Annotated in this window: 11 protein-coding genes; 4 read left to right on the top strand and 7 right to left on the bottom strand. The window is 48.6% G+C overall.

The window, feature by feature from the left end:
• Positions 1–873: 873 nt before the first annotated feature.
• From DT73_RS24685 to soxR, 3 genes are all read right to left on the bottom strand, one after another.
• Complete coding sequence (locus DT73_RS24685; protein ID WP_036116602.1) at positions 874–2,223, bottom strand: NCS2 family permease; 1,350 nt, start codon at positions 2,221–2,223, stop codon at positions 874–876.
• A gap of 331 nt (positions 2,224–2,554) precedes the next feature.
• The gene (locus tag DT73_RS24680; RefSeq protein WP_036116599.1) at positions 2,555–3,217 is read right to left on the bottom strand and encodes a glutathione S-transferase family protein; all 663 of its coding nucleotides are present in this window, start codon (positions 3,215–3,217) and stop codon (positions 2,555–2,557) included.
• A 529-nt stretch (positions 3,218–3,746) separates the two neighbouring features.
• Complete coding sequence (soxR, locus tag DT73_RS24675) at positions 3,747–4,205, bottom strand: redox-sensitive transcriptional activator SoxR (protein WP_036116597.1); 459 nt, start codon at positions 4,203–4,205, stop codon at positions 3,747–3,749.
• Between the two features lie 84 nt (positions 4,206–4,289).
• Here soxR and soxS point away from each other — a divergent pair, with 84 nt between their 5' ends.
• A complete protein-coding gene (gene soxS / locus DT73_RS24670) occupies positions 4,290–4,613 on the top strand; it encodes a superoxide response transcriptional regulator SoxS (protein WP_036116595.1) in 324 nt (107 codons plus the stop codon).
• Positions 4,614–4,622: 9 nt separating this feature from the next.
• Here the strand turns inward: soxS and DT73_RS24665 are convergent, their stop codons facing one another.
• Both DT73_RS24665 and DT73_RS24660 read right to left on the bottom strand, forming a co-directional pair.
• Positions 4,623–6,212: an EAL domain-containing protein gene (locus DT73_RS24665; RefSeq protein ID WP_036116614.1), complete on the bottom strand. Its 1,590-nt coding sequence runs from the start codon at positions 6,210–6,212 to the stop codon at positions 4,623–4,625.
• A 343-nt stretch (positions 6,213–6,555) separates the two neighbouring features.
• Positions 6,556–7,989 carry a sensor domain-containing diguanylate cyclase gene (locus tag DT73_RS24660; RefSeq protein WP_051691537.1) on the bottom strand — a complete coding sequence of 478 codons (1,434 nt, stop codon included), beginning with the start codon at positions 7,987–7,989 and terminating at the stop codon, positions 6,556–6,558.
• A gap of 615 nt (positions 7,990–8,604) precedes the next feature.
• Between DT73_RS24660 and DT73_RS24655 the strand changes: the two genes are divergently transcribed.
• Positions 8,605–8,886 carry a YjcB family protein gene (locus DT73_RS24655; RefSeq protein ID WP_036116593.1) on the top strand — a complete coding sequence of 94 codons (282 nt, stop codon included), beginning with the start codon at positions 8,605–8,607 and terminating at the stop codon, positions 8,884–8,886.
• A 168-nt stretch (positions 8,887–9,054) separates the two neighbouring features.
• Here the strand turns inward: DT73_RS24655 and DT73_RS24650 are convergent, their stop codons facing one another.
• Entirely contained in the window at positions 9,055–9,642 is a 588-nt protein-coding gene (locus tag DT73_RS24650; RefSeq protein WP_036116591.1) for an SMI1/KNR4 family protein, read from the bottom strand.
• 113 nt (positions 9,643–9,755) lie between these two features.
• Positions 9,756–10,778 (bottom strand): Mal regulon transcriptional regulator MalI, encoded by a 1,023-nt coding sequence (malI, locus tag DT73_RS24645; protein WP_036116589.1) that lies wholly within the window; start codon positions 10,776–10,778, stop codon positions 9,756–9,758.
• 237 nt (positions 10,779–11,015) lie between these two features.
• Between malI and malX the strand changes: the two genes are divergently transcribed.
• Positions 11,016–12,587: a maltose/glucose-specific PTS transporter subunit IIBC gene (gene malX, locus DT73_RS24640; protein ID WP_036116588.1), complete on the top strand. Its 1,572-nt coding sequence runs from the start codon at positions 11,016–11,018 to the stop codon at positions 12,585–12,587.
• Between the two features lie 75 nt (positions 12,588–12,662).
• Positions 12,663–13,841 (top strand): MalY/PatB family protein, encoded by a 1,179-nt coding sequence (locus DT73_RS24635; RefSeq protein WP_036116585.1) that lies wholly within the window; start codon positions 12,663–12,665, stop codon positions 13,839–13,841.
• Positions 13,842–13,885: the final 44 nt, after the last annotated feature.

The raw sequence follows: 13,885 nt of genomic DNA, 5'->3' as shown, positions 1-13,885 counted from the left end.
GATTGCGACGTTGACTGTGACATTGATTCGGAGGTTACACTCATTACATCTAAACCTTTACGGCGTCATGCTCATCATTAAACGCCTGCCAGCTCGCGCCACCAGGCTCTCAGGTTAAACACCCGCACAGGCAACAACTATTCATACTGGCTACACGCCAGCTACAACAATACAGAATGTTGAGACCGATACAGGCACTGTCCAGGGTACGTCCGTAAGTGTTTGTATGCTGCCTTGCTGTAAACAAGGGCTCACAGCGAGACTACCAGGCAAAATAAATACGAGCGCAGGCATATATGCCCGCCAACGATAAGACAAATGATAATTCTTATCAATTCTATAGTTATAAAAACCTCATTTTTTACACGCGCAGACGTTATAAATCAACGCATACACGTAAAAACAACACATATTGTGTAAGTTTTCCCTGACCGGGAACAAAATTGCAGCAGTTGCGCTGCCCACTATGCCAGTATTGAGCAAATTGCGCGCCGTGCCAGCCACACCAAACCACACAAAAAGCCCCGCTATTCACAGCGAGGGTTGAGTCGCGTAAGACCGGTGAACCGCAGAAAGGAAGACAAGGTTATTCCGCCCGGATGGCGGAATAAGGCGAACCGAGGCATGGATGCCGAGTCGAGCCGGCCGCAGGCTGACTGCCCGGAGGTGAACGCAGTGCGCAGCACCGGTCGCCCGCGAAAACGGGGATTGCAAAGGGGGCGAGCCCCCTTTAGCCCGTTCACTGGCTGTGAAGCCACATTAACCACGCCACTGGAAGTGAACGGAAACAACTACACTGTAAGTGAACGGAACTTTCACCGCACTGGCATCAGTACAAAGCAACAAAACCAGGATAACAAAGGGGCGAGCCCCTTAAATCGCCCATCCCCCGGCATAAAACGCCACCAGCGCAACAGCAATCACCAGCGTCCCCACATTCAGCTTACGCCATTCACCAGACACAATACGGCCAATCACCAGCGCAGCAAAACCCAGCATAATCCCGGTGACAATATTGCAAGTCAGAACAATAAACACCGCAGTGATAAGGCCCGCCATCGCATCGACAAAATCATCAAAATCAAGGCGCGACACATTACTCAGCATCAGCAACCCCACATACATCAGTGCAGGCGCAGTAGCATAAGCAGGCACCAGGTAAGACAGCGGAGACAGGAACATAATCAGCAGGAACAACAAACCAATCACTACAGCTGTCAGGCCGGTTTTACCGCCAGCAGCCGTACCTGCAGCAGACTCAATATACACCGCCGCCGGCGCCGCTCCCACAAGGCCGGAGAACACACTGCTCACTGAGTCACTGGTCAGCGCTTTACCACCATCAATAATCTGCCCGTCTTTATCCAGCAGATTAGCCTGGCCTGCCACAGCACGAATCGTACCGGTGGCGTCGAATACCGCCGTCATAACCAGAGCCAGCACACTGGGTAAAACAACCGGGTTCAGCGCCCCCATAATGTCCAGGCTGCCAATCAGTGAATGCCCATTTTCATCGTTCAGGGAAGGCATTTGAAAGAAACCGTGGAAGTGAACTGATGGGTCAAAAATCAGCCCAACCACAGAAACCCCAACGATAGTTATCAGAATCCCGCCTGGTACTTTCAGCTTTTCCAGGCCAATTATCACGGCCAGGCCAATCAGTGACATAATCACAGGAAAACTGGCGAAATCACCCAATGCAACGGGTAAACCATCCAGCGGGTTTTTGATAACCAGACCAACCCCATTGGCAGCAATTAATAACAGGAACAGGCCAATCCCAATCCCGGTACCTTGCGCAACACCCGCGGGCAGGTTACGTAAAATCCAGCTACGAATACCCGTTGCAGAAATAACACTGAACAAAACCCCCATCAGGAATACCGCGCCCAACGCAACAGGAATACTGATGTGTTGCCCCAGCACCAGGCTGAATGCCGTAAAAGCAGTTAACGAAATAGCGCAACCAATGGCCAGTGGCAGGTTAGCCCACAGCCCCATAAGGAGAGAGCCAAAACCCGCAACCAGGCACGTTGCTACAAATACGGCAGTGGGTGGGAACCCTGCTTTACCGAGCATGCCAGGCACTACAATGACGGAGTAAACCATGGCGAGGAAGGTTGTCAGGCCAGCGATGACTTCCTGGCGCACGGTGCTGCCACGTGCTGAAATTTTGAACCAGGCGTCGAGAGAGCCGCCGGCACGCGGAGAAGGTGTAGACATACTGAAAATCCTCTGAGATTTCTTGGCTGGTTTTACTGCGAAGAGACAACCCGGTAAACGTAAACTTCCCGCAACTGATGTGAGATACAGCGAGGCACCACAAAAGCAAACGTTTAACTTCGCAAGCGAAAACACTGACTGTTTTTTGAGGCCTGCGATTATCAAGCCTTCTCACAGCCATTTTCAACTTTACTGTGCGGCTTTTCGCGAAAAAAAACGTTCTGTTGACCAGAGATTAACCAGCCGATGCGCAATCGTTATCGTCCATGCGCAATGCTGCAACAATATTGCAGCATTAAACCTGCTTTAGCGGCAAAGCACTGGGGTGCCATCAGGTGCTGAGGGTCAGAGGCCCGCCAACCTCGATGGCTTTTTGCCAGGCTGCGCGGGATTCCACAGCAGAAAGCCAGCGGCGGGTATGAGGAAGATCTTCAGGCGCGCGCCGGGCAAGCATGGCAATCACCGGGAAGCTCATTTGAAAATCAGCGCAGCTGATAGCATCGCCGGCAAACCACTCATGGGCTTCCAGATGTTGCTCCACGAAGTTGACATGCGTATCAATGCGCCGGTTAAGCCAGGTCTTTTGTACCGCCTCGCCAAACATCGCTCCAATCTTGCGGAACATTTCGGGCACAGGAGGCCTGTCGAGGTTACCAAATACCGTTTTCATTACCATCAGCGGCATCAGTGAGCTTTCTGCATAATGCAACCAAAATCGGTAATCAGCGCGGGACTGAGCAGCCGAGGGTTTAAACTGATTTTGCACATCGTAGGTTTCCTGAAGATATTCCAGAATAGCGCCAGACTCTGCCAGTACCAGGCCGTTATCCTCCAGGACAGGGGAACTCCCCAGCGGATGAACACGCTTCAGTGCATCCGGTGCCAATAATGTACTTTCCCGTTGGTAACGCACCAGCTCGTAAGGCAACCCTAACTCCTCCAGCATCCACAAGATCCGGTGAGAACGTGAGTTAGTGAGGTGATGCAGTTTCATACTTATCCCCTAATAAGAACACCCTGTTTTAACTATATCCAAAATAAGCAAATTTGCCGGAAAGCCATGAGCAAAACGCCATGTTTTACTGGCAACTTCAAACTGAAGGCTATAAAAAGATGTCGGCAACCTGGTGAAAATATTTAGGAAATAAATACACAACAAAAAATTGTGTGTTTTTCATACAGCGCACTATACTTACTTATGTCGGGGTGCACCGGTACCTGAAAGCAAAGGCTGTAAAGGGGCTCCGATGTCGGGGGAAACCCTCCTGCCCAATGCGGGATAGAGCGAAAGACAACCGGCAAAACGAAAGCGCCAGCAATGGCGCTTTCGTCGTTGTGAAACAGCAGTGAATCCCTGTGGGTGCCCTGCAGGTTAAAGAGAAAATTTAAGGAAAATCGGTTTACTGATTTTCAGCCTTTTACTACGGCAAAGGAAAAACCACGCTTTTTCCTTTGCCGTCAGCAACCTCAAGCGCCAGAAATGGCGCTTTCGTCGTTCAGGCAGGGCTATAGCAGTTTTAATGCTACTTATCTTCCAGCAGGCGGGCACCACTGCCCTGCTCACCCAGTTTATCGCCTGGGTTGCGCAACGGACAATCACTGCGCGACAGGCAGCCACAACCAATACAACCATCCAGTTCATCCCTCAGGGCTTCCAGGGTTTTGATACGGTGATCCAGTTCTTCCCGCCAGCCCGAGGAAAGCTGTTTCCATTCGGCAGGAGTCAGCCGGTGCCCTTCAGGCAAAACACTAAAGGCTTCACCAATGGTTGACAGCGGAATACCAATACGTTGCGCAATCTTAATTATTGCTACATAACGCAACACATCACGCGTGTAACGCCGCTGATTACCACTGTTTCTCGTACTTTTAATCAGGCCTTTGCTTTCATAAAAATGCAGCGCAGAAACTGCCACGCCACTACGCCTGGCAACATCACCGGGCGTGAGGAGCGCTTTTATACGGGGAGATTTATTTTGCATAATTCGCTTTACCTCAAGTTAACTTGAGGAATTATACTCGCCCCAGATGAAACTTTCTAATTGAGAGCAACGCGAGGGAGTCTTATGTCACATCAGGATATTATCCAGACGCTGGTTGAGTGGATTGATGAACATATTGATCAGCCTTTAAACATTGATGTTGTGGCGCAGAAATCGGGCTATTCGAAGTGGTATTTACAGCGGATGTTTCGGGGAGTCATGCACCAAACGCTGGGGGATTATATCCGCCAGCGCAGGCTGAATATGGCTGCAGAGGCGTTACGCACAACTGAACGCCCTATTTTCGACATCGCCATGGACTATGGCTATGTATCGCAACAGACCTTTTCACGCATTTTCCGCCGCCAGTTTGACAGAACGCCAACTGACTACCGGTTACAGGCCTGACAGGTAGCATTAAAAGACCCAGTGCGGCTTGCCGGGGAACACGGTTTTTCGGGCAAGCCAGGCTTCAAACTCATCGGAAGGCATTGCCCGGGCAAAATACCAGCCCTGGCAGTATTGCACACCCCGCTTAAGTAACCAGGCAACCTGTTCCATGTTCTCAACACCTTCCGCAATCGTTTTGAGTTGCAGGCTGTGCGCCATTTCAATGATATGCTCCGCAATCAAATGGCTGGTATTCGGCCCAACCAGCGTATCAATGAAAGACTTATCAATTTTGAGAATATCCACGTTCAGTGAATAGAGGTTTTGCAGGTTAGAATAGCCGGTACCAAAGTCATCAATTGCCACTTCAAAACCTGCGGCCCGAAAGGCCTGGATAACCGGCGTCGTTTTCGCGACATCAATAAAACCACGCTCAGTCACTTCAATCTTGATTTGCCCGGTTTTCACACCGAACTGATGTGCTTTATCAGAAATCCAGTCAATCAAATACGGGGAATGAAAATCCGTGGCAGACAGATTGATGGAAATATAAATATCCGGAGTTTTTGCCAGGTACTCACCCAGGTCGTCAAAGACGTAATCAATGACATATTCAGTCAGGTGAGACATCAGCCCTTCCCGCTCCGCCACAGGTATAAACACTGCCGGGCTCATCAGCGGGCCTGAATAACCATGCCAGCGCAGTAGCGCTTCCGCGCCAACACACCGGCCAAGCTTAATATCGACAATTGGTTGATAATGCAGGTGGAACTGTTTTTTCTTCATGGCATTCATCAACAAACGACGGGGAGAATTAAGCTCCCGCTGCGCCCGTGACCATCCCATAAAGATAAGCAAACTCAAGATTACCCCCAACGGCACAGTCACAGTCATTTGATGAGACCAGAAACTGTAAAACAGGTCATCTGAGGTTGATACAATGACAGCTATGGGGCGTTTGGCATTGCTTATGCTGTAAAAACGCTGGTTGGCGCGAAACATCGAATTGCCATGCCGAATTAACCCGGACAAATCCTGTGCATCAACACCTGGGCCCAAAGAGAAAAAGTGCATTGTGCGGGTATCGAAAATCCCCCACTGCATTGATTTGTCGTTGGTTATAACGTTACCAAACGCCAGAGGGTTCACCACCGCAACATAATTCCCTTTGCGCATGTAAACCATTTTGTGGCCGGAGAAAAATGGGGTATCGCGAAAATAATAGATAGCGACATCACCTTCACGCGAATAATCCGGAGCCCCCAGGTAAAAAGGGAGCGACGGGCGTAAGAACGTCGAACAGAGCAGGTCATCGTTATGCGCGTAAATCAGCTCCTCCACATCCATGGAGGTTCGCAGGCTGGTAAGCATACTCACCTGATGTGCAGGCGAACAAGGGATCCCGCGAAAACGGCTGGCATCTTCGCGAACATCGTTCACATGGCTAATCACGCTTTCACTTTTTTCGAGAACCATAGAGGCAAATGCCTGCAAGTGCTGTTGCGTATCATTTTCAGCACGGATTCTCGCGAACCAGATTGCAAAGACAATTGGTAGCATGACTATCAGCAAAACGCCGATTATTCGCAACGTTTTCTTCCACGGCTGGAGAGTCATAGATGCCTCATAAGCGCGGTTATAGCACCTGGTAATGAGAATCAGTAAAAATAGACGTTTACGTTGCATGAATCCCTAAAAATTAGCAATAGGGAATACCTTTAATTTTCTTAAATTTCAGAGAAACAGTCGCCATTCGTCATAAATTAACGCTATAAATAAAGTGATTTGGTGTTTTGATAATCAATTACAAATATTGGCTGAGAAATACGCTAACGACGGAAAAACCTTGGTCATGGAACGCTACGCATAGCAAAAGCGGGACATAAGGTAAATAACAGCTGGAACATCGCATAAATCAGTTAAAAAACAGCATATTTACATCACACAATTAAGATAAATCTTAATTTATCGATGTTTTCGCTATCCACTGCGGTGAACCCCCAACGATAACAGACATACCGCGACCATTGCGTTTCGCACCATACAGCGCTTCATCCACTTGTTTTAATACTTCACTGGCAGGCATGACTTCGCCAGAACGTAAAGAAAGAATACCCGCACTGAAAGAAATACGCAGATCATGGTAGCCGGGAACCACCTGGCTGTTGGCAAGGCGCTGGCGAAATTGCTCAATAAAACGCCATGCCTGCTGGCTATCAGCTGCCGGGAAAATCGCCAAAAACTCTTCTCCGCCAAGGCGACCGGTAACCATGCCAGGTAGAGGATGAGCCTGCAATTCCCGGCCAAAAAACGACAGGGCAATATCACCGACTGAATGCCCCCAGCGGTCATTAATGCTTTTAAAATAATCCAGATCAAACATAACCACCGACATGCCATTCTGAATCACAAGGTGGCTGTTGCGCAGCAGAATCTCATTGAGTTGCGCAAGAATGCCCGCCCGGTTGAGGCACTGAGTGAGCTCATCAGTAATGGCTTTACGCGCCAGACGCTGCTCTTCACGTTTACGTGCAGTAATATCCACACCAATATTCAAAATAGAATGATCCGGCAATAAAATATTTGACCACAAGGTGGTTAATACGCGCCCGTTTTTATCAATTGGGTACCATTCCTGCATTTTATCCCCTGGCACCGTGGTTACCGAGGCCCGAACGCGTTCACGAACTGTCAAGTCGGGATAAAAAAGTGCCAGTGGATCCGGAAAGCGATTTAATTCATCCCGGCTCCAGCCAAATAATCGCTGGCATTCCCCGTTCCATAATATGCAGCGATTATCTGCACTAAATGAATTTATTAATATTGGCGCATTCGAAAAAAGGGTGGTGTATTGTGAAACTATCTTTTGTGTCTCGTTTAGCAGAAGCGAATTAACAGAATGCTTAATTAGATATTCTTTTATTGCTCCGGAAATAATAGCTGCAAGATTACGGAGTACTTTTTGCGAGTAAGATTGGTGGGGGAAAGCGAGAAAAAAATAACCAGCGACATCACCATTTTGGTGTCGAAGTTTACCTAATACAGCAGATTCAAGGGCACACAAGTTACTCTCAGACCGGGAAAAGAAATGCTTACCGACCCCACTTTCCCAAACCACAGTGTTCCACCCGCACGCCTGCAGGCGTTGGTCCGCAAGCATCTGGTAAACATCCTGCTCCTGGCAAGGACAACAACCACTCACCAGGACATTAAGACTTTGTGCTTCTTGCTCAATAAGAGCGACCCACCCCAGGCTCGCACCAAGTGCATGAGTAAAAGCATCAATAACCTGTTCGAGAGAGGCGCTTTCAAGAATAACCGGAAGCACCCCGGCCAGGGCATTCAATATTGAATCAGGTGTCTGTATATGGTGCTCAGCATTATCATTTTTCATTTAGAATTCTTCACATAACTATATGAATTCGAATAAAATTAACTGAACAACGCTATCGCATTGCGTTATAAATGCAGACTAAAAATAGATCTGTATACAGTGTGATGCGCCAAAAAATATAACAATAACAATCAATACCAAAGGTGACACAGGGTCTGAAAAACCCCACCGTGATATAACACAGTGTAATAAGTCATGAAAAAGTATTAGTAATCAGTACACTGGCATACAAGCGCAGTTAATAATCACTTACGCCATAATAAGTCAGCCAGGTTCTGCTGTAAATAACATCAGGCGGTGCAGGCAACATAGTGATATTTATAATCGACTGATTTTATTTATATAATTAGCAACACCCAGGATTATTCCAGGCAAATTTTCCAGCGACCACAAACCATGCCAGTATTTTCCCTTTATAAAATAATCACATAAAACATCTGTACGTTTTTTTAAAAAATTATCATCGTCAACTGGTGAATAAAACAACAAGTGTGATATAGTTCACAAAAATGAGTTAAAGATTGCTTCATCACCTGCAATGTCACTGCGCTTTCTCAAGGCCGACGTCATCAAAACCAGCCACAGAAAGCCAAAGAAATACTGAGGATTGTTTTCATGGCTACTCTAACAACGAGCGTAATGCTGATGCGCTGGCCACTGTTCAGCGCTGTGCTGATGTTTATGGCAAGTACCCTTAATATTCGTTTTCGCCGTAACGAACGTTACGCGCTGGCATTTGTAAGCACCAGTTGTGGTCTGGCAGCATCTTGCTGGTTTGCAACAACATTACTGGGCTTATCGCTGGTTGATTTAAGTATTTTCTGGGTACATTTCAAAGATGTAATGGTTGATATTATGAGCCATACGCCCCCGGAATGGCCGGTTATGGTTAGCTAAGTTCAGCAGTTAGCTGAAGTGCCTTCTGCAATAGCGGATAAAGCGAATAAACAATACGTTACAGCAAAACACGCCATTTTATTCTGATAGCATAACCAAACCGCTAAAGAGCAAACATCCGTGTTCTGTTGCCCCGGGGTGCTACTTTTTATTTCACTTTCTGGTGAGTTAATATTCGCTGACAAACGCGTAATTACTTTCCAGCACCCCGGCGATATACGCCTCAAAGCTATCTGCCAGGACAATATAACTGTCCGGGTCGTGCAGAAAGCGTACCACCTGGCCACAAGTACCACCGGTTGCCGGGTGGAAATCGATATACAGGCGAGAAGTTCCACCATTATTAAGGCAATGAGCAAAACACAACCGTTCACTCATCGCGACAGAGGTATCAATCCGGCTGTCTACATCAATGACATCCGCCTGCCCGAGCCACTCGCCATAAATATCATTAATTGAATCCCCAAAACGCTGTTCTTCCTGCATTTGTTCACAAGAAAGCAGATAGTAACCAAAGTCCTCGCCTACATCGGATGCCAGTAACAGCAAATTGACCATTTGCCCGCCATACTTTTTCCAGTATGTACCATCAACTTTACTTAACAGTTGCTGTAATTCAGGTGGGCATTGTGGGTAACGTTTTACCAGTTGCGCAAGTGCCTGTTCTGTTGCACCGCACAGCACAGCCCACTGCTCCTGGTTTTCTTCATCCAAATGTAACCTGACTTTTTCGAGGTGGCGCTCAACCAACGTCATAACCTCTCCCTGATGCACAATTAACCAAAGCGCTATCTTGTGTTTTCCAGGTGAAGGCGTCAATCAGCCAGCTGCTATTAATTCCAGGTGTTCTTGCTGCGTTTTTATGCAGGCTACGCCGATTCGCGAATGATAAGTTTTGGCGGCAGGATCAGGCTGTATGTTTCACTGCTACGCTGCCCAAGCTGGCTGATTAACCGCCTGGCGGCCTGGCGGCCCATTTCACGCGCATTGAAATTGACAAACGTAAGGGGAGGTTCGGTTAGTTCCGCTTCTTCGACGTCGTCAAAGCCAATAACAGAAACTTGCTGGCCAATAAACTGGTCCTTGCCGATTGACCGCCCCGCCCGGTGTACACCATAAACCGCACCCAGTGCAGTTGACGAATGGTGGCACAGCATCGCGGTCACTTGTGGCTGCGCTAACAGTAATTGCTCCACCGCCTGAGCAGCAGATGACTGGCTTTTCCCGCATTCCACCACCCATTCAGGCCTGAATGGTAAACCAAACTGCAAGAGTGTTGAGCAGTACCCACCAATACGTTCAGCCCGGCACAAAGAGTGGCTTGCCCCGCCAATGTAAGCAATTCTGCGGTGCCCCTGGCGGATAAGATGTTCAGTCGCGAGTTTCGCCGCAGACATATTATCCGGCCCAACATAATCAACCTGTTTATACACTGGCGCACGAGCAATGCAGACCAGTGGTAAACCATGTTCTTGCAGATTCTCAAGATTGAATGGCTGGCTTTCGTCGATAGGGCAAAACGCTATGCCACCAACGCCCTGCCGCGCCATGGTTAACAGACATTTTTCGAATTTTTCCTGGCTGTCTCCACTCTGAGCCAGAAACAGCATAAAACCCTGCTGTTCTATCTCCTCACTGATACCAGAAGCCACTTCAGCGTAGTAAGGATCACTGATGTCTTTCAGTATTAATCCAATGATTTCGCCTGCCCCGGAACGCAGGTTAGCTGCAGCCCGGTTACGTATGTAACCCAGCTCTTCGACGGCACCATTCACTTTTTCTATCGTGTCAGTAGAAATCCGCCCTTTGTTGCCCAACACCATCGACACCGTAGAAACCGATACACCGGCATGTTTAGCCACTTCTGTGATGGTCACCTTTTTTGCAGACATAGATTCACTTTCAGGATGAGAAAAACGTTTTATCAGAAAACTTTAACCCTGGAAGCCTGATTTTAAAAGCTCGCAGTTTGGGGAAGCCAAACTTGTTTAACACGATCACAGATATTTTGATAAAACGTTTTATCAAAATTTTACCTCTGTATATTGTGCGGATAAAGACAAAAATCCCCTGCACATAATCAGTTGATGGCTTGTGCGCTAAAAGTTCTCAAACTCTGGAGACGTGATATGTCGAATGCTAACAAATCGACCATTTGGGAGTTCCTGCAAAGCCTGGGCAAGACCTTCATGCTACCCGTGGCACTGCTGGCATTTTCCGGCATCTTACTCGGGGTCGGTAGTTCGTTTTCGAGTTCGGCGGTTAAGGCAGCAATCCCTTTGCTGGATAATAACTGGTTGCAATACTTGTTCATGTGGATGACCAAGATTGGTCTGGTCGCCTTTATCTTTTTGCCAGTGATGTTTGCCGTTGCCATTCCGCTGGGTTTAGCCCGCGAAGAGAAAGGCGTCGCAGGGTTTGCCGGGTTTGTTGGCTACGCAGCATTCAATCTCGCCATCAATTTTTTCTTAACAGTTGCGGGCGTGCTGGATGACCCAGCCGCGCGCACAGCTTATGGCGTAAAGAATATTATCGGCATTGAGTCTATTGATACCGGTATTCTTGGCGCGGTTATTGTGGGCGTAATTGTTGCCAGGCTCCACCAGCGTTACTACACATTCAAAATGCCGGATGCGCTGGCCTTCTTCGGCGGTGCGCGCTTTGTGCCAATCATTTCAGCCATTGTTCTGGGTGTGGTGGGCGTATTTATTCCCTATGTCTGGCCTTACTTTGCCGCGGGAATTAACAGCATAGGCCATGTTATTGAAAAGGCCGGGGTCTTTGGCCCAATGCTGTTTGGCACCGGCGAGCGTTTGCTGCTTCCTGTTGGGCTTCACCATATTTTGGTGGCACTGATTCGTTTCACCGAAGCGGGCGGCACGATGGATGTCTGCGGGCAAACCGTCTCTGGCGCACTGAACATCTTCTATTCTGAACTTTCCTGCCCCACGACCACGGCTTTCACACCAGAAGTTACCGCGTTTTTATCTCAGGGGAAAATGCCTGCTTTCCTGGGCGGCTTACCTGGTGCGGCTCTGGCGATGTACCATTGCGCCCGCCCGGAAAACCGGTCAAAAATCAAAGCGTTGCTTATTTCTGGCGTCGTAGCCTGCGTTATTGGTGGCATTACCGAACCACTCGAGTTCCTGTTCCTGTTTGTTGCGCCGGTTCTGTATTTGATTCACGCCATCCTGACGGGCATTGGCTTTATGCTGATGGGGATGCTGGATGTCACTATTGGCAATACCGACGGTAATCTGATCGACTTCCTGGTATTTGGCGTGCTGCAGGGCACGGCAACCAAATGGTATTTAGTGCCTTTGGTGGCAGGTATTTGGTTCGCGGTTTACTACGGCGTGTTTAAGTTCGCTATTACCCGGTTCAACCTGAAAACGCCAGGCCGGGAAGTGGATAACACAGCGGTTGATGAAAAGCTGCAGGCAGTATTTGTCAATGAATCTGGTAAAGGTGCGGCAGTCCTCGCAGCTCTGGGCGGGAAAGAAAATATTACTTCACTGGATAACTGCATAACGCGCCTGCGCCTGTCCGTTAACGATATGAGCTTAGTGGACGACGCCAAACTGAAGGCGCTGGGTACCCTGGGCGTGGTGAAATTAGACAAACACAGTTTACAGGTGGTAATTGGCACACAAGTTCACCTGGTGAAAAACGAAATGCAGGCCATTATTTCCGCAAGCTAAGAACGGTTTGCATTAATGCTCACTTTCGGCACATTTCTTTCCAGTGCCGAAGGTGCGTAATCCGGGGTGATACGCATGACACAGAACACTGACTTTGATACACCGATTGACCGCACTGGTACTTACTGCACACAGTGGGATTATGTCCAGGACAGGTTTGGGCAGCCCGGCCTGCTGCCTTTTACCATTTCAGATATGGACTTTGCCGTACCAGAGCCCGTGCTGGCCGCCCTTAAGCAGCGGCTTGCACACCCGGTTTTTGGCTACAGCCGCTGGAACCATGATGATTTTAAGTCTGCCATCAGCCACTGGTGCCAGTCCCGTTTTGGCTGCGCCATTGATAAGCAACATGTGGTTTACGGGCCATCCGTTATCTACATAGTTTCTAAACTGATTGAGCAGTGGACTGAACCTGGTCAGGGTGTTGTTTTTCATACACCCGCTTACGATGCGTTCGACAAAATGATTACCGGCCAGGGAAGAGAGTGTATTCATAGCCCGCTGGTTAACAGGCAGGGCCGGTTTGAAATCGACTGGGGCGATTTAGAGCGCAAGCTGGCTGATGCCAGGAACACACTGTTCTTATTATGCAGCCCGCACAACCCAACCGGGCGGGTATGGAGCAGGCACGATCTACAAAAACTCGCAGATCTTTGTGCACAGCACCATGTCAGGGTTATCTCCGATGAGATCCATATGGATCTCTGTTTTAAACCTCATACGCCGTATGTCGGGTTTGGGCCATCTGAGCACTGGGCACTGGTAACTTCCGCATCCAAGTCGTTCAATATCCCGGCACTGAACGGTGCCTGGGCGTTGATTCCCTGCCCACAGGCCAGAGAGCAGTACCTGCACAAACTCAAAGACGTGGATGGCCTTTCATCACCCGCTATTTTGGCTGTTCTGGCAACCATGGCGGCTTACCACGAAGGCGCAACATGGCTTGATGCACTGAATAATTACGTTCGGGCGAATCATGTGTATTTACAGGAAACACTGCACAGCGCATTCCCTGAAATAAGCTACCAGTTGCCCGATGCAACTTATCTGGCGTGGCTGAACCTGAGGCCGTTGAAGCTCAATATGGCAGAGCTTAACCAGGCATTAATCGAACAGTTTCACGTAGCCATTATGTCTGGTGAGGTGTACGGGGAAGCTGGCCTGGGTTACTTGCGCCTCAACCTTGGGTGCCCACGCGCCAAAGTAGAGCAAGGTGTGGCAGCATTAATCCAGGCGATTAAACTGCAACGGTAAGCAACCAGAGGTTGTGTGCACAAGCAACCCGTCGCCTTCCCCTT

This window comes from Mangrovibacter sp. MFB070 (assembly GCF_000705335.1).
In the GTDB taxonomy this organism is placed as follows: Bacteria; Pseudomonadota; Gammaproteobacteria; order Enterobacterales; family Enterobacteriaceae; genus Mangrovibacter; species Mangrovibacter plantisponsor.
This window is presented reverse-complemented; position numbering and strand designations above follow the sequence as displayed.

What these genes read in the sequence shown, in the direction of transcription:
- malI (WP_036116589.1), bottom strand. Translation starts at nt 10,778, where the DNA reads ATGTCTGCAAAAAAGGTGACCATCACAGAAGTGGCTAAACATGCCGGT.
- malX (WP_036116588.1), top strand. Translation starts at nt 11,016, where the DNA reads ATGTCGAATGCTAACAAATCGACCATTTGGGAGTTCCTGCAAAGCCTG.
- DT73_RS24650 (WP_036116591.1), bottom strand. Translation starts at nt 9,642, where the DNA reads ATGACGTTGGTTGAGCGCCACCTCGAAAAAGTCAGGTTACATTTGGAT.
- soxR (WP_036116597.1), bottom strand. Translation starts at nt 4,205, where the DNA reads ATGCAAAATAAATCTCCCCGTATAAAAGCGCTCCTCACGCCCGGTGAT.
- DT73_RS24665 (WP_036116614.1), bottom strand. Translation starts at nt 6,212, where the DNA reads ATGACTCTCCAGCCGTGGAAGAAAACGTTGCGAATAATCGGCGTTTTG.
- DT73_RS24680 (WP_036116599.1), bottom strand. Translation starts at nt 3,217, where the DNA reads ATGAAACTGCATCACCTCACTAACTCACGTTCTCACCGGATCTTGTGG.
- DT73_RS24635 (WP_036116585.1), top strand. Translation starts at nt 12,663, where the DNA reads ATGACACAGAACACTGACTTTGATACACCGATTGACCGCACTGGTACT.
- DT73_RS24655 (WP_036116593.1), top strand. Translation starts at nt 8,605, where the DNA reads ATGGCTACTCTAACAACGAGCGTAATGCTGATGCGCTGGCCACTGTTC.
- DT73_RS24660 (WP_051691537.1), bottom strand. Translation starts at nt 7,989, where the DNA reads ATGAAAAATGATAATGCTGAGCACCATATACAGACACCTGATTCAATA.
- DT73_RS24685 (WP_036116602.1), bottom strand. Translation starts at nt 2,223, where the DNA reads ATGTCTACACCTTCTCCGCGTGCCGGCGGCTCTCTCGACGCCTGGTTC.
- soxS (WP_036116595.1), top strand. Translation starts at nt 4,290, where the DNA reads ATGTCACATCAGGATATTATCCAGACGCTGGTTGAGTGGATTGATGAA.